This is a genomic window from Pectobacterium actinidiae (assembly GCF_000803315.1).
Lineage (GTDB): Bacteria > Pseudomonadota > Gammaproteobacteria > Enterobacterales > Enterobacteriaceae > Pectobacterium > Pectobacterium actinidiae.
This window is the reverse complement of record NZ_JRMH01000001.1, coordinates 2,764,940-2,781,587: the sequence shown is the minus strand read 5'-3', so window position 1 is coordinate 2,781,587 and position 16,648 is coordinate 2,764,940. Positions and strand designations below refer to the sequence as shown.

Here is a 16,648-nt window from a genome sequence, read left to right as displayed (position 1 = left end):
ATGAATAATCTTGAGAGTGTGTTGAGTTTAAACCCATTTTCAATGGGGGAGCAGGAAAAAAATGATTTTTTAACGCGTAGCTTGGGGGAGTTAACTCGTCTGCACTATAAACATTGCGCTCCCTATTCAAATATTTTAGATGCGTTAAACTTTGATCTTCTTAACATCAATTCCTATTACGATATTCCCTTTCTGCCTGTAAGTCTTTTTAAAGAGTTAACATTAAAGTCTGTTCCTGATGAAGACGTGTTCAAAACGATGACGTCATCAGGTACAACAGGTCAAACTGTATCCAAAATTTATTTGGATAAAACAACAGCAAGTAATCAACAAAAGGTACTGGTGAAGATCGTTTCTTCCTTTACTGAAAGCTCTCGTATGCCGATGTTGATCATTGATAGTTCAGCTGTAGTAAAAAACCGCGCAATGTTTTCGGCAAGAGGTGCGGGTATATTAGGTTTTTCTATTTTTGGCACCGATAGAACCTATGCTTTAGATGATGAAATGAACATTAATCTACCTGTGATTAAAGCATTTCTGAAAAAGCATGAAGGAAAGAAAGTACTGCTTTTTGGTTTTACATTTATGGTCTGGCAGCATTTTTATAAAGAATTTGTCAGATCAGGCGACAAGCTTGATTTATCAAATGGATGTTTGATTCATGGAGGAGGGTGGAAAAAACTGGCTTCTGAGGCTGTTTCACAAGCAGAGTTTAAAGATAGGCTAAAAGCGCAGTTTAATCTTAGCGATATCCATGATTACTACGGTATGGTCGAGCAAACCGGATCCATTTATATGGCATGTGAGCATGGACATTTGCATGCCAGTAATTACTCTGATGTAATTATTCGTCGTCCATCTGATTTTTCTGTTTGCAGCCCCGGTGAAACTGGAATTATCCAGGTTGTATCCATTTTACCACAATCATATCCTGGACATTCTTTGCTAACAGAGGATGAGGGCGTTTTATTAGGTATCGATAACTGTCTTTGTGGCCGGAAAGGTAAATATTTCAAAATTAATGGCAGGCTTAAAAATGCAGAACTCAGAGGGTGTAGCGACACTTATGCAGCAAGAAATTAGCGATATATCTTATGTTGTCGGAAATGAAAACACTCTGAAAAAAATGCCTGATGTTCCGGCTATGAGGATTTTTGATGACAAAAGTATTACTTTTTTGAATGCGCTGTCTACACTGCTGATGAAAAAAGCTAAAGGTTATTCGGATGTAATAACGTTTGCTTTTTGGTGTCGAAGAGTCTCATTGTTGAAAGAAAAAAACAAATACGATGATGTTCTTGAACGATTCGGTAAAGGAATCGTTTTTCATTCTACGCCATCTAATGTGCCTGTTAACTTTGCTTTTAGTTTTGCAGCAGGTTTGTTAGCTGGTAATTCAAATATTATTAGGTTGCCAGCTAAAGAATTTCCTCAGGTTTCTGTTATCTGTGATGCTATAAATGAGCTTGCCTCCGAAGAGTTTTCTTATATTCAGCCTTATGTGTTAATGGCGAAATTCCCTACGGTTAGAGCTATTATTGATAGCTTGTCTGCTATAGCTGATGCTCGAGTGATCTGGGGAGGCGATCAAACCATTGCTAATATCCGGCAGTCAGCGCTGAAACCAAGAGCAAATGAAATAACATTTTCTGACAGGCATTCTATATTAATTATCAATGCTGATTTTTATTTGTCTGTTGATGATAAAGCAAGGGTTGTTCGGGATTTTTATAACGATACTTACTTTTCTGACCAAAATGCGTGTACGTCCCCAGCATTTGTCTTTTGGATTGGAAATAATATTGAAGCAGCAAAGGTTGATTTTTGGGAAAGAGTTGAGAATAAATCTATCAGAGACTATCCTCTTTCACCTGTACAGGCTGTTGGTAAATTATCTAAATCCTATCAAATTGCGGCGTGCTCTGATGTGACAATCATAAAGAACCGCTCCAATCATCTTACAAGAGTTGAACTGAAAGCGTTGCGCTCTGATATTATAAATCATAAATATAATAGCGGCTTTTTCCTTGAGTACTCTATTCGGGATATAACGGAAATTTTACCTGTTTGCTCTGATAAATGTCAGACAATCACTTATCTTGGTCTAAATAAAGAAGATTTTGAAACATTCATTTCGTCGAGCCCAAAAGGCGTCGATAGAATTGTTCCAATGGGGAAATCTATGGATTTCTCCTTAGTATGGGATGGGCACGACCTGATTCGAGAGCTATCACGAAAAATGATTTTTCAATAAGGCTTTCAGTTTTATGGGAATCTATGCGCAATGGTTTTTATGCGCTTAGAATGTAGTTATATATAATGGAAAGGTTTTTTATGAGAGTCGCTTTAGTTGGAAATTGTCAGCTAGAAATTATTGGTGAGTTGCTGAAAAGTAATAAGAATATTAGTGGTAATGAGTATAACTATATTTTTAATACACCAATCTATAAATTAAAAGAGAAAGCTGATGTTATAAATTTCTACCATGAATTAGAGTCCTGTGATGTTATTTTTATGCAGTATCACTCAGAACGATGGGGGAGTTTCTCTACCTCCGCACTGGAAAGATACTTTGATATAAAAATGTTACCTACTATGGAGTCTCGGGTATCTAGCCCACAATTAGCCTACTTTGATAAAGAGTTGCCTGACCTGATGGTTTATGTAGACTATCGGTTTCTGCATTTGTATCTCTCTGGTTTTGACTATAAAGGTGCCATCGAAAAATACCATAGTGTTGGTTTGTCCCAAGATAAAAAATATGCCGCACTGATAGAAAATACTGATAAATATAAGGCGTTGTATGACTCAGGGAAGCTGATTTTTGATTACTCAGATTACTATCTATCCTCTTTGTCTCAGGATCAAGACTGTTTTTCAACCATTAGCCATCCAAGTAATAAGCATTTAAGTTTATTATTTGAATCAATACATTTTAATACATTTGGTATTCATGAAACATTTAACCTTAATGGTCAAGAGTTGCTGAATAATTATAGAGCCCCTAGACTTGGTAGCGGTGACCAAAGCTATTATATGATGAGGGATTCTGGATTGCAGCTTGCCTGCAAAATAAACTATTCATTTTTTGATAAGTATAGTCGAACTGATTTGGTTAAAGCATTGATTAGCTCAAATTACTATAATGTTCTCAATGATGAGTATATGGATTTTTAAATTCCATCATTATTTTAATGGAGTGTCGGTTTTAATAAAACAGGATGCTCCATTGGTTTTTAAATAAATTACGCTTTAATCCTTACAATCCCCTCAAGCGCTAGCTTATAATCCCCGCACCGTTGGTAATAGTCGAGAGCTTCAGACTTCATACCAAAACACTCAAGTATAACTGCTATGTTGTAATTGGCCTTATATGTTCCAACGCCTTGTTTTCGGCCTGGGCCCATTTTTGTACATAGCTGGAATGTATCGATAGCATTCTGAAAATCAGCGTTATTCATGAGTATTAATGCCTTTAAAAACATAAAATCCGTTGAGGGGCAAAAATTTTCATATTGCAAAATTTCTAGTGCTTTCTCATATTGTGCTGTATTAATTAAACAATAGCCGTAACATTCAATCAGGACTTCATTGTAATCCTGATACATATCTTTTTGCAGGTGTAGTGATGTTTCGAAGCTTTGTGCTGCTTGCTCATAATTCTTCCCCAGATAGTAACTTTTCCCTAACTGGTAATGTAAATAAGCGTCATTACTTGTTTTATCGATGGCCTGTTGGAGTAACGTTATATTGCGATCGATCTTATTCTTACTTTCTATGATTTCTTTTGTGTAACCAGTATGTATGAACGATAGTGGTGCATTAAATCGTCCATCTGGTGCTTCTCCAGTATTTTTCTTGCAAATCTGCTCATGGATAATGCCAAAAAATTCATAATATTTTTTGTTGAAAAGCCGACTTATACGTTCTTGAATTAAATCTATTTCTTCCGAGGTTTCATCATTAGTAATGCTAGCGATCTCTACCGTCCCGACGTGTGTCGGATGCGTGTTAATGAGTTCGGAAAGCACTGCCATATCAATTTGATTAATCACTTCATCGGCATCAATAATTAAAATCCAATCATATTTGGCAAATTGCAGCGAATAATTTCTTGCGGCGGAAAAATCTGATATCCATTCAAAGTCATAAACTTTGTCAGTAAAGTTTCTGGCAATATTCCTTGAGTCATCAGTTGAACCAGTATCTATGACAACAATGTCGTCGAAATATTTTACAATCTCTTTCAATGCGTTGCCTAAGTGCAAAGCTTCGTTTTTTACGATCATGCAGACTGATATCATTTGTGCACCGCATTTTTAAGGGATTGATATTACTCAATACTATATTAATTTATCAGTGATAACAATTTGATACTTGCTGCCATCGGCGACAAGAAAAAGAGCGAATGTCTGGTAGTAGACTTCTATATTCCTGATTATAATGTTTTGGCATATCTATCTGGCACTAAAAGTTTCACATGGCTGTTGAGCCTTTGAGGCGCAAGAGTGGCTTATCTATTCGAGATCTGCGCGAGTATAATTTTCCTTAGGAAGAGATATGCATCACAGATCTGCTGTCTCATTGCACCATTTGTACGAGTGGTTTGTGCTGCTCTCCGCAGGGCCTTTACTCAATCCTGTCATACATGGCATGAATAGCCCTCCTTTTTTGACGCTATTCAGGCGATTGGCTACCCTACCTAAAAGCATAATAGTGTCGATAACATTATCATCGTAGGTATTTGTCACTGTGAGCGATTTGTATACCGCCGAAGGCACAATGGATAAAAATTCCCTCTGGAAGCGCTATGTTCCACTAGTGCGCCATGAAGCCTTGCGTTTACAGGTTCGTCTCCCCGCGAGTGTTGAGCTTGACGATCTGCTTCAGGCTGGCGGTATCGGTTTGCTAAGCGCCGTTGAACGTTATGATTCGTTACAAGGTACGGCGTTTACCACTTATGCCGTCCAACGAATTCGTGGTTCGATGCTGGATGAATTACGCAGTCGTGACTGGGCTCCACGCAGTGTACGGCGTAATGCGCGGGAAGTGGCACAAGCAATGCAACAGGCTGAACAGCAGCTCGGTCGTACTCCAACGGAGCAGGAAGTTGCGCAGACCCTGAATATCACGCTTGAAGATTATCGTCAGATATTGCTGGATACCAATAACAGCCAGCTTTTCTCTTACGATGAATGGCGTGAAGAACATGGTGACAGCGCAGAGGCGTTATTGGAAGGCAATGAAGATGCGAATCCATTGCATCAACTGATGGAAGGCAATTTGCGTCATCGAGTAATGGATGCGATTGAAAGCCTGCCAGAGCGCGAGAAGTTGGTGCTGACGCTTTACTATCAGGAAGAGTTGAACCTGAAAGAGATCGGTGCCGTTCTTGAAGTCGGGGAGTCGAGAGTCAGTCAGTTGCATAGCCAGGCGATAAAGCGCCTGCGCGTGAAATTAATGAACGATGTTTAATTGCGCTGCGTAGGAATACTGTTATCAAAGTATATCTTCAGTCACTGAAGCCGCAGGATTATGACAATTTTGAATATTGATGCGCATCTTGCATCAGTATTTACATGATTAATGTCACCTGTTTTTAGCACGCCAGATTCTCTGACGTAATGAATGATGCTATCGCTTCACACTGACGTTATATATTGTCATGGAATGGATTCATGCACACATCAATTCGGAAGAAACAGCTCCTAAGCCGTTATCTGAAAGACTTCAAACACAGACAGACCAACTGTTCCCAGTGTGATAAAGAGCTTGACCGCGTTTCACTCGTATTTCGCAATCAGCTTATCAATAAGAAATCGATCGGCAGTATCGATAGGCTTATCGACGACGAAATATGGGCCGGTCTGCAACAGGAGTTAATCCCACTTTGCCGCTTTTGTAGCGAAATATTATGCAATACCACTGCTAGCTATTTCGATATTAAAGCTTTCACACAGTATCTGATTGAGCAGACTGAAGTTCGCCATAGCACGATGCGCGAGTATGTCATTCGCCTGCGGCGCCTGGACGAACTGTTGGCTGCCAATAATTATCCCACAGAAACCTTTTCCCGGCACCGTGATGGAGTGCAGCAACGCGTATGTGATTATCTTCCCGGTATTGAGCAAAATATTTACCGCAGCGCTTTACGAAAATACGATCAATATCTGGATTGGCAGCGGCATTTCTGACGCGCATAAGCGCTGACATTGCCAAACCATGGGATACTAACCAGACGTAAATGTTATGACAGTGTAAAAAATGCTTGCATTGCAGGGGCAAATTATTGCACTGTCATAATACTGAAATCATTCGGCACTAATTTTTAGGCAATGGTTAGCGGTAGTTCTACGATGCGGTCAATCATTATTCAGTGGAATAGTTGTTGTCACAGTGAGGAACGCGAATGGTAATGTCCTTTTTCGGACTTTATAGTCGATGTCAAGATTCTATTCTGCTGACTCGCCGATGCGAGGGACTCTTCTCCCACATATTTTCAACACTGCGCCATTCTCTTGTTACCCAAACTTTCCGTTTATTTTCTTTTTCTATCCATGAACGCCCGATCTGTTTTCCACTCGGCTCGTGGATAAATCATGCGTATTCTCCGTCCGCTATCGGCTTAATAAGGAAGCCTAACCTCGTTAGTGAGTTAAACGTCACGCGCTGCAGAGCAGTGCGGTAAGTGAAACAAACTGTAAGGTGCCACTATGGGAAGACAAAAAGCAGTGATCAAAGCGCGTCGTGAAGCAAAACGCGTTATCCGTCGTGAGTCACGTAGCCATCGTCAGCGTGAGGAAGAATCGGTCACTTCTCTGGTACACATGGGCGGGATTGAAGCAATCGGGATGGCGCGCGAAAATCGTGATAATTCCGTTATTCAAGCTCGTACTGCTGCCCAGGAACATTACTTGTCTGCGATAGAAAACAAACAGTTGATTTTTGCTACGGGTGAAGCTGGCTGTGGTAAAACGTATCTGAGCGCTGCGAAAGCGGCGGAGGCACTAATCCATAAAGAGGTTGAACGTATTATCGTTACGCGGCCAGTATTACAGGCTGACGAAGATCTTGGCTTTTTACCTGGAGATATTGCGGAGAAGTTTGCGCCTTATTTCCGCCCGGTTTACGACATACTTTTGCGTCGACTGGGAGCCTCTTTCATGCAGTACTGTTTGCGGCCGGAAATCGCCAAAGTCGAAATTGCCCCTTTTGCGTATATGCGCGGACGGACGTTTGAAAATGCGGTTGTGATTCTGGATGAGGCGCAAAACGTGACAGTGAACCAAATGAAAATGTTCCTGACGCGTTTAGGCGAAAACGTCACGGTTATCGTCAATGGTGATGTGACGCAGTGTGATTTGCCATCCGGGGTTAAATCCGGGCTGCGCGATGCACTGGAGCGTTTTGTTGAGGATGACATGATCGGCGTAGTCTCTTTCGGTAAAGAGGACTGCGTGCGCTCGGCGTTGTGCCAGCGTACGCTCCATGCCTATGGCTGATGTCTGTGTGGTATGGGAATGAAAGTTCCTGTGCCTTCAGCATAAAAAAACGCCCCTGATGCAAATCAGGGGCGTTTTAGTCTCAGGCATGTACATGTCGATGGATTGACTCGCGGCGTCCTGCCGCTCGCCCTGCGGGCCGCTGTTGGCGGTCCAAAACGCCACTCCTGTCGTTTTGTCGAACCCTGTCAACGCTTCTCATCCGTTCCAACGATATAAAAGAAAACGCCCTTAACGTAAGTTAAGGGCGTTTTCTTTTATATGGCGGTGAGGAAGGGATTCGAACCCTTGATACGTTTTCACGTATACACACTTTCCAGGCGTGCTCCTTCAGCCTCTCGGACACCTCACCGGGGGTTGCCTACAAGGGGCAACGGGGCGCTACTATAGGGAGTCGTCTGGATTCGGTCAAGCAGTATTTAGCGCGAACGGTGCGTATGGCTAAGCATTGAACGGTAAAGGATAGTCCGCGTAACCGTGTCGTTAAAATGTAGGCAAAGCGAGTAGATAATTGGCATAAAAAAACCACAGACCATGATGGCCTGTGGTTTTTTGTCAGCTATCGGACGATTATGCCAGCAGCGTTTTGATGTAGCTGGTCAGTGCTTCGTCTTTGCTGTTAGCGAAGAAGTATTCCTGGAATTTAGGACCAGCAACCGCGCCTTTAACCAGATCCTGATCGAGGCCTTTCAGGATGGTGATCAAATCGTTGTAGGTCACTGCTTTTACGGCATCCAGGATTTTTTTGTTACGTTGTTGAGGAGCAACGCGATCGCTCGGATAGCCTCGGCCGCCTTCTTCTTTGAACAGCTGGGTAAACAGGTTTTCCAGGTTCAGTTCAGCGCCCCAGCCAAAGCCTTTAGCGTAAGGAACAGATACAGCGTTACCGTTGTTGATCTGAGAGAACAGGTAAGCATCAGACGGGTCAACAACCAGACCGCAAATTACGCCTGGGAAAGAGTTACAAGCCAGCATTGCGCCCTGGCCAGTGCCGCAACCGGTCACAACGAAATCAGCCGCGCCAGAGTTCAGCAGGATAGCTGCCAGAATACCGTTCTGGATGTAGGTCAGCTGCGCTGCATCTTCAACGGCGTATTGACCGTAGTTGTGTACAGTGTGGCCCAACGGTGCAACCGCTTTGGTCAAAGACTCGGCGATGATGGCGTTTTTGGCAGCCTGGCTGTTCTCGTTAATCAGTGCAATTTTCATGTTCGTTCCTTTTTTGTGACGGACAAATACATTTTTTAAAACTGTATTTCAAATTGATGTGTGCAGTATACCGTTTCAAAAATAAAGCGCAAATCGTCGAAGCAAAGAATGCGGCACAGTCCATAGATTCAGGAAAAAGAGGATGAAAGAATAAGGATAATAAATGCATAACATATTGAAAAATGGCGCTGTATTTCAGCGCCATAGAGTAGGGGACTATGCGTCAGGGAAGGTCAGCGTATTGCCTGGAGCCTCTCGATTAAGATGAAGAAAGTTCAGGTGTCGTTCGTACTGATCCAAAATGTCGTTAATTACCTGTTCTTTGCTGTAATCCATTAGGTCATTCCCCTGACTCCCTTCCAGCAGGAAGGTTTCAAGGCGGTAATAATCTGATTTACCCGAGCGGGCGCGGTAGGTAAACGCCGGGACGCTATAGCGCTGTGGCCAAATCTGGTAAAGAAAGTTCTGTTCATCCCCCAAATCAACCAACAGTTCGAGATGGTTCAGGCGTTCATCTGCAACAGGCGGCAAGTCGTTGACTTCAACGCTGGTGCCTCGCAGGCGCAGTTCGCGCGCGACATCATCCATAGCGACTTTACAGACGTTATCCAGCATTTTTTGCGTATGCGTTGTGCCAGGGAAATTCATGACGCGTGAGAGCCGTTGCTTCCAGTTCAGACGATCGTCGCCTGATATTGGTATTGGTGCCGATGTTTGTAGGGAACTCGCTTTACGGTAATCCTCAACCCGCAGTGATTTATACAATCCCGCCATAATAAAGAACATCACAAAGCTAAACGGTAACCCCATGATCACGGTGGTGTTCTGCAATGCTGATACACCGTTTGTCATCAGCATACCCAACGTGAGCAGGCCAATCGCGACTGACCAGAAAACCCGCAGCCAGTTTGGCGCATCATTGTTAATGTCGCCAAGGCGAGAGGTGAAGTTGCCCAGCACCAGTGAACCGGAGTCGGCAGAGGTGACATAAAACAGTAAGCCGGTAATCGTCGCGACAGATGCGCTTAGACTGAAGCCCGGATACTGTGCCAGCAGGCTATAGAATCCACGTTCTGGGTGCTGCATGACTTCATTGGCAAAATCCAGATTACCGTGGAGCACCTGATAAAGCGCGCTGTTGCCGAAAATGGAGAGCCACAGTAGTGTAAAGACAAACGGAATGATCAGCGTGCCGACGACGAACTGGCGAATCGTTCTGCCGCGTGAGATACGAGCCAGAAACAGCCCGACAAACGGTGCCCATGCGACCCACCAAGCCCAGAAGAACAGCGTCCAGCTATTCATCCATTCTGTCGGGCGATCAAAGGCAAAGCTGTTAAGCGTCATGCCGGTAAAGCGATTGATGTAATCTCCCACGTTAAGCACCAGCGCGTTTAGCAGAAATTCGGTATCACCCCAGAAAAGCAGAAAAAGAATCAGGCCCAGTGCGAGCAGGACGTTCAGCTCGGAGAGGAAGCGAATACCGCGATTGACGCCGGATGTTACGGAAACTGTCGCCATGATCACGGAAAGCAGGATAAGCGAGGCCTGAACGGTGAGATTCTCTGGGATCTGGAACAGGACTTTCAGCCCGTAGTTAAGCTGAACGACGCCGATGCCCAACGTGGTAGCGATACCGAAGATAGTTCCGAGCACGGCCGCGATATCAACGCTGTGACCAATCGGGCCATTAATACGTTTACCAAAGATAGGGTACAGGGCAGAGCGAATCGTCAGCGGCAAATTATACCGGTAGCTGAAATAGCCAAGAGCAATACCCATCAGCGCGTACATTGACCAACCGGTTAACCCATAGTGAAACAGCGTCCAAACCATGGCCTGCCGTGCCGCTTCTATCGTCTGTCCCTGTCCTTCCGGCGGCATCATATATTGCGTAATGGGTTCCGCAACGGAAAAGAACATTAAGTCGATGCCAATCCCCGCCGCAAACAGCATGGCTGCCCAGCTCATCAGGCTAAATTCAGGCTTCGACTGTTCTGGCCCGAGCTTGATCGACCCAAACCGTGATGACGCAATGAAGATGACGAAAACGATGTAGAGCGTGGCGGCTAGCAGGTAGTACCAACCAAATGTGGCGGAAACCCAGTTAAGCGCGTGGGTAATCCAGGCATTCGCTTCTTTGTTAAACAACATGGTCATCAGCGAGAAGGTCAGGATTAATCCCGCTGATGTGTAGAACACGACAGGATTCAGGCGATCCTGTTGGGTAGTGGTTTCTGAGGCTGGCATGGTTATCCCTTGCGTTGCGTGAAATAGTACTCCGACCCCTCTCTCCACGAAGCGCGCTTAGCGCATATCATACCAAACACACGGTGCAGGACATCCGCTGAGTACGCTTTCCGTTGAAGATGGTCGTCAGAACAAAAAAGAAATTATTCTTTTTAAGGTGGAGTTATCGTCTGAACTTACACCAGTTTTCATGATAATCGATACATATTTTTAACCTTTCAGCAATAAAAGATATTCATTTTTTATTGAACGTTCAATCAAAAAAAAGTTTAATAAGACAAATCGGATCACAAATCACCGTCGTTCACTGTGATTTATCACACAAAAATGGCGGAAAGAAAATGAAGGGGAAGTGCGGTGCCTAAAGTCGGAATGCAGCCCATCAGACGGCAGCAACTCATCGAAGCGACGCTGGCCGCGATTAATGATGTGGGGATGCATGATGCCTCAATCGTACAGATTGCCAGACGTGCCGGAGTGTCGAATGGGATTATCAGTCATTACTTCCGCGATAAAAATGGCTTACTGGAAGCGACGATGCGCTATCTGATTAGTCATCTGGGGCTGGCGGTGAAATCAAGACTGATGAACCTGGCAGAAAATACGCCTCGCGCACGTTTGCGGGCGATAGTTCTGGGGAATTTTGATGATAGCCAGACGAATAGCGCGGCGATGAAAACCTGGCTGGCGTTCTGGGCCAGTAGTCTGCATTCCCCCATGCTCCATCGGCTACAGCAGGTTAACGATCGGCGACTTTACTCCAATTTGTGTGTTGAATTCAGCCGCTGCTTGTCGAAGGACAACGCGCGTATTGCGGCAAAAGGGCTGGCAGGTCTGATCGATGGGCTATGGCTGCGTGGTGCGCTAAGCCATGACGCCTTCAACCGCGAAGATGCGCTGGGCATTACCTACGCTTATATCGAGCAGCAACTCGCCCGCGCGTAATCCTTCTTTATCATTTTGCCTTCACTGCCTGGAGCGTGTGTTTAGGCAGTCATCAGACAGGAGAGTTTATGTCTCACTACGGTTTACAACAGCTTTATATCAACGGTACGTATGTCGATAGCACGGGTGACGATACGTTTGATGCGGTGAACCCCGCGAATGGCGAGATCATTGCCCAAATTCAGTCGGCCACTGCCGCAGATGTTGACCGTGCGGTCAATGCAGCAACCGCAGGGCAGAAGGTATGGGCGGCGATGACGGCGATGGAACGTTCGCGCATTTTACGCCGTGCTGTGGATATCCTGCGCGAGCGCAACGATGAGCTCGCGTTACTCGAAACGCACGACACCGGCAAGCCACTCTCGGAAACACGTACCGTCGATATCGTGACCGGCGCGGATGTTCTGGAGTACTACGCGGGGCTGATTCCTATGCTGGAAGGGCAGCAGATCCCGCTGCGCGATACCTCATTTGTCTATACCCGTCGTGAACCGCTTGGCGTGGTCGCGGGTATCGGTGCCTGGAATTACCCTATTCAGATCGCGTTGTGGAAATCTGCCCCTGCGCTGGCGGCAGGCAATGCGATGATCTTCAAACCCAGCGAAGTCACGTCACTCACGGCGTTGAAGCTGGCGGAAATCTATACCGAGGCTGGATTACCGGCTGGCGTTTTCAACGTGCTGACGGGAACGGGGAAATCTGTTGGTCAGGCGCTGACCACGCATCCGGGGATTGCCAAAGTCTCTTTCACTGGGGGGATCGCCAGTGGGAAAACCGTAATGGCCAATGCCGCAGGTTCGACGCTGAAAGACGTCACGATGGAGCTAGGCGGAAAATCACCGCTGATCATTTTTGATGATGCCGATCTGGATAAGGCGGCGGACATCGCCATGATGGCGAATTTCTTCAGCTCAGGCCAGGTGTGTACTAACGGCACACGTGTCTTCATTCCTCAGACATTGCAGGCACAGTTTGAGGAAAAAATTCTGGCGCGCGTTCAGCGCATCTGTATTGGCGATCCGGTTGACGAGCAGGTGAACTTTGGTCCACTGGTCAGCTTTCCGCACAGAGAATCCGTACTGCGTTACATCGAAAGCGGAAAACGTGAAGGCGCTCGCGTGCTGGTGGGCGGCGAACCGATGGCTGACGAGAAGTATGCGCAAGGCGCATACGTTGCGCCTACGGTGTTCACCGATTGCCGGGATGACATGACGATTGTGAGAGAGGAGATCTTTGGTCCGGTCATGAGTATTTTGACGTATCAGCATGAGGATGAGGTTATCCGTCGCGCCAATCAAAGCGAGTATGGACTGGCGGCTGGCATCGTGACCTGCGATCTGAATCGGGCACATCGGGTTATTCACCAGCTTGAAGCGGGCATTTGCTGGATTAACACCTGGGGAGAATCGCCGGCCGAAATGCCTGTGGGCGGCTACAAACATTCGGGTGTCGGACGTGAAAACGGCATAATAACATTGGAACACTATACGCAAATTAAAGCTGTACAGGTTGAACTGGGTGAATTCCGCTCGGTATTTTAAACGAAGGGGAGAAAACCTAATGGAATACGATTACATCATTATCGGAGCGGGTTCCGCTGGCAATGTGCTGGCAATGCGTTTAACAGAAGAAAGCGACGTGAGCGTGCTACTGCTTGAGGCGGGTGGCCCAGACTATCGGCTGGATTTCCGCACGCAAATGCCCGCCGCATTAGCTTTCCCATTGCAGGGGAAACGCTATAACTGGGCTTATGAAACCGATCCAGAACCTCACATGAATAATCGCCGTATGGAATGCGGCCGCGGCAAAGGGCTGGGTGGTTCATCACTCATTAACGGCATGTGCTACATTCGCGGCAATGCAATGGACTTCGATAACTGGGCGACCATGCCGGGTCTGGAAGACTGGAGTTACCTTGACTGCCTGCCGTATTTCCGTAAAGCGGAAACGCGGGATGTTGGGGCGAACGACTATCATGGTGCGACTGGCCCGGTTTCGGTGACTACGCCGAAGATGGGAAACAACGAACTGTTTCATGCGATGGTCGAAGCGGGCGTACAGGCAGGGTATCCGCGTACAGACGACCTTAACGGCTACCAGCAGGAAGGTTTTGGCCCGATGGACAGGACTGTCACGCCGAAAGGGCGGCGCGCCAGTACCGCGAGAGGCTATTTGGATCAGGCGAAAGGTCGTCAAAATCTAACCATCGTGACGCATGCCTTAACCGACAGAATTCTCTTTGATGGAAAACGTGCTGTTGGCGTGGCTTACTTTAAAGGCGACAGTGCGGAGACGGCGAAGGCACGCCGCGAAGTGTTGCTCTGTGCTGGCGCGATCGCCTCGCCGCAGATCCTGCAACGTTCCGGTGTAGGACCGAAAGCTCTGCTTCAAAGTCTCGACATTCCCGTCGTGCACGATTTGCCCGGCGTCGGTGAGAATTTACAGGATCACCTGGAAATGTATTTGCAATACGCCTGCAAAGAACCGGTATCGCTCTATCCCGCGTTGCAATGGTTTAATCAGCCGAAAATCGGGGCAGAATGGCTGTTCAGCGGCACTGGCGTTGGAGCCAGCAACCAGTTTGAAGCGGGGGGCTTTATTCGCAGCCGGGATGAGTTCGCTTGGCCGAATATTCAATACCACTTCTTGCCCGTCGCGATTAATTACAATGGCAGTAACGCGGTGAAAGAACACGGATTTCAGGCGCACGTCGGCTCTATGCGTTCACTCAGTCGGGGGCGTGTACAGGTGCGATCCAAAGATGCCCGCGAGCACCCCAGCATCTTGTTCAACTATATGTCGACGGATCAGGATTGGCAGGAATTTCGCGATGCGATCCGCATTACGCGTGAAATCATGGCGCAGCCCGCACTGGATAAATACCGTGGACGAGAAATCAGCCCAGGGCTGGAGGTTCAGACTGATGAGGAACTGGACGAGTTTATCCGTACCCACGCTGAGACAGCATTCCATCCCTCTTGTTCCTGTAAGATGGGAGAGGATGAGATGGCGGTGGTCGATGGACAAGGCCGGGTTCATGGTATGGAAGGGCTGCGTGTGGTGGATGCCTCCATCATGCCGCAAATTATTACGGGTAACCTGAACGCAACAACCATCATGATTGCTGAGAAAATTGCCGACCGAATCCGCCGTCGTCAGCCGCTGCCGCGCAGCAAAGCGCGCTACTACGTTTCCGGAAATACCCCAGTGAGAAAAACGCCGCTGAAGTCAGCCTCGTGACGTTTCCTGCATAGCCAGATGGACCGTAGAGAAAGTGCGGTCCATACTTTTCATTGCTATACACAATCTGACAAACAAACGCCTTCCGCACCATTACTATGAGTGACAACACCATCAGTGATGTCACTTTTCCTTGAGGAATGAAAATGAATAATTGGCTGCAACAGATTCAGGGCTTATTGGGCTCCGGTAGCAAGCAGGGGAATCAGCATCAAGGGGGCAAAAACGGCAACTTGGGCGATATGCTGAAGCCTGCTGCGTTGGGCGGTTTGGCGGGCGTGTTGTTGTCGAATAAATCCACGCGGAAAATCATGGGTTCGTTGGGTAAAAATGCGTTGATCATTGGCGGCAGTGCGGCGGCGGGCGTGGTGTTGTGGAACCAGTACAAAAAACGCGTTCGTGACACGCATCAGGACGATCCACAGTTTGGCACCCAGTCTTCGGGCGACAATGTTCGTGCCCGCCGTCTGATTCAGGCGTTGGTTTTTGCTGCCAAGAGCGACGGCCATATTGATGCGACTGAGAAACAGCGTATTGATGACAATATCCAGCAACTGCAACTGGGGAGTGACGCGCAGCGCTGGGTGCAGGAAGCTATAGAACAACCGCTTGACCCTGTTTTGCTGGCAAAAGACGTGAAGAACGAGGAAGAAGCGCTCGAGGTGTACTTCCTGAGCTGCGCAGTAATCGATGTCGACCACTTCATGGAGAAAAGCTATCTGGATGCGTTAGCGACTGAATTGAAGATACCGCAAGACGTACGGCAGTCGATCACCCATGAACTGAAAAGTCCATCATGATAGGGCGAGTGGTTTAAACCACGCAGGGATAACATCGGAGAAATAAACGGATAATGCGGGCGAAAAGTTTTTCGCCCGCAGTGCTATCTGGCGCTTAGAAAGCGCTGGCGTCTTTGAACAAACCTACTTTCAGTTCGTCAGCGGTATAGATCTGTTGACCATCAACCAGTACTTCGCCATCAGCAATACCCATCACCAAACGGCGATTGATCACGCGTTTGAAGTGAATGCGATACGTCACTTTCTTCGCTGTCGGCAATATTTGTCCGGCGAATTTGACTTCACCCACGCCGAGCGCGCGGCCTTTGCCTTCGCCACCCAGCCAGCCCAGATAAAAGCCGACTAATTGCCACATGGCATCCAGGCCGAGGCAGCCTGGCATCACCGGATCGCCGATGAAGTGGCAACCGAAGAACCACAGGTCAGGCGTGATATCCAATTCGGCTTCCACATAGCCTTTGCCATACTTACCGCCGTCTTCCGTCATTTTAACGACGCGGTCCATCATGAGCATGTTAGGGGCAGGTAACTGAGGGCCTTGCGGGCCGAACAGTTCACCACGACTGGAGGCAAGGAGGTCTTCTTTTGTATAGGATTCGCGTTTATCTACCATGGTCTCTGTAAGCCTTGTTTTAATGAAGCACGCAGGTTAGCGTACACCTGTACGCTGGGCAAGTCTGTTGCGTCTGGTTAAACCAGTTG

Annotated in this window: 14 protein-coding genes and 1 tRNA gene; 10 read left to right on the top strand and 5 right to left on the bottom strand. The window is 46.8% G+C overall.

Annotated elements, in window-relative coordinates; genetic code table 11:
- From KKH3_RS11860 to KKH3_RS11850, 3 genes are all read left to right on the top strand, one after another.
- Entirely contained in the window at positions 1-1,083 is a 1,083-nt protein-coding gene (locus KKH3_RS11860; protein WP_039359793.1) for a LuxE/PaaK family acyltransferase, read from the top strand.
- On the top strand, positions 1,067-2,254 hold the full coding sequence (locus KKH3_RS11855; protein WP_039359791.1) for an acyl-CoA reductase: 1,188 nt from the start codon (positions 1,067-1,069) through the stop codon (positions 2,252-2,254). Before KKH3_RS11860 ends, KKH3_RS11855 begins: the two co-directional genes overlap by 17 nt.
- Positions 2,255-2,334: 80 nt before the next feature.
- Positions 2,335-3,177, top strand: coding sequence for a WcbI family polysaccharide biosynthesis putative acetyltransferase (locus KKH3_RS11850; RefSeq protein ID WP_039359789.1), 843 nt, complete (start codon positions 2,335-2,337; stop codon positions 3,175-3,177).
- Positions 3,178-3,245: 68 nt separating this feature from the next.
- Here the strand turns inward: KKH3_RS11850 and KKH3_RS11845 are convergent, their stop codons facing one another.
- Positions 3,246-4,289: a glycosyltransferase gene (locus tag KKH3_RS11845; RefSeq protein WP_234991573.1), complete on the bottom strand. Its 1,044-nt coding sequence runs from the start codon at positions 4,287-4,289 to the stop codon at positions 3,246-3,248.
- Between the two features lie 463 nt (positions 4,290-4,752).
- Here KKH3_RS11845 and KKH3_RS11840 point away from each other — a divergent pair, with 463 nt between their 5' ends.
- The 3 genes from KKH3_RS11840 to phoH all read left to right on the top strand — a co-directional run bounded on the left by KKH3_RS11840 (position 4,753) and on the right by phoH (position 7,502).
- Positions 4,753-5,475 carry an RNA polymerase sigma factor FliA gene (locus KKH3_RS11840; protein ID WP_014915881.1) on the top strand — a complete coding sequence of 241 codons (723 nt, stop codon included), beginning with the start codon at positions 4,753-4,755 and terminating at the stop codon, positions 5,473-5,475.
- A gap of 203 nt (positions 5,476-5,678) precedes the next feature.
- Complete coding sequence (gene fliZ, locus KKH3_RS11835) at positions 5,679-6,194, top strand: flagella biosynthesis regulatory protein FliZ (protein ID WP_039359785.1); 516 nt, start codon at positions 5,679-5,681, stop codon at positions 6,192-6,194.
- A 519-nt stretch (positions 6,195-6,713) separates the two neighbouring features.
- A complete protein-coding gene (gene phoH, locus KKH3_RS11830) occupies positions 6,714-7,502 on the top strand; it encodes a phosphate starvation-inducible protein PhoH (protein WP_039359782.1) in 789 nt (262 codons plus the stop codon).
- Positions 7,503-7,764: 262 nt separating this feature from the next.
- Here the strand turns inward: phoH and KKH3_RS11825 are convergent.
- The 3 genes from KKH3_RS11825 to KKH3_RS11815 form a co-directional block, all read right to left on the bottom strand.
- Positions 7,765-7,854 (bottom strand) — tRNA-Ser (locus tag KKH3_RS11825).
- A gap of 218 nt (positions 7,855-8,072) precedes the next feature.
- Complete coding sequence (locus KKH3_RS11820) at positions 8,073-8,711, bottom strand: RpiB/LacA/LacB family sugar-phosphate isomerase (protein ID WP_039359779.1); 639 nt, start codon at positions 8,709-8,711, stop codon at positions 8,073-8,075.
- Between the two features lie 216 nt (positions 8,712-8,927).
- A complete protein-coding gene (locus KKH3_RS11815) occupies positions 8,928-10,961 on the bottom strand; it encodes a choline transporter (protein ID WP_039359776.1) in 2,034 nt (677 codons plus the stop codon).
- Between the two features lie 357 nt (positions 10,962-11,318).
- Between KKH3_RS11815 and betI the strand changes: the two genes are divergently transcribed.
- The 4 genes from betI (at position 11,319) to KKH3_RS11795 (ending at position 15,946) form a co-directional block, all read left to right on the top strand.
- Positions 11,319-11,906 carry a transcriptional regulator BetI gene (gene betI, locus KKH3_RS11810; protein ID WP_039359774.1) on the top strand — a complete coding sequence of 196 codons (588 nt, stop codon included), beginning with the start codon at positions 11,319-11,321 and terminating at the stop codon, positions 11,904-11,906.
- A gap of 68 nt (positions 11,907-11,974) precedes the next feature.
- Positions 11,975-13,447, top strand: a complete 1,473-nt coding sequence (gene betB / locus KKH3_RS11805; RefSeq protein WP_039359771.1) for a betaine-aldehyde dehydrogenase — start codon at positions 11,975-11,977, stop codon at positions 13,445-13,447.
- A 19-nt stretch (positions 13,448-13,466) separates the two neighbouring features.
- Entirely contained in the window at positions 13,467-15,146 is a 1,680-nt protein-coding gene (gene betA, locus KKH3_RS11800) for a choline dehydrogenase (RefSeq protein WP_039359768.1), read from the top strand.
- 146 nt (positions 15,147-15,292) lie between these two features.
- Entirely contained in the window at positions 15,293-15,946 is a 654-nt protein-coding gene (locus KKH3_RS11795) for a tellurite resistance TerB family protein (protein ID WP_080756536.1), read from the top strand.
- A 94-nt stretch (positions 15,947-16,040) separates the two neighbouring features.
- Here KKH3_RS11795 and fabA read toward each other — a convergent pair whose 3' ends face one another.
- The gene (gene fabA, locus KKH3_RS11790; protein ID WP_039359762.1) at positions 16,041-16,559 is read right to left on the bottom strand and encodes a bifunctional 3-hydroxydecanoyl-ACP dehydratase/trans-2-decenoyl-ACP isomerase; all 519 of its coding nucleotides are present in this window, start codon (positions 16,557-16,559) and stop codon (positions 16,041-16,043) included.
- Positions 16,560-16,648 lie beyond the last annotated feature (89 nt).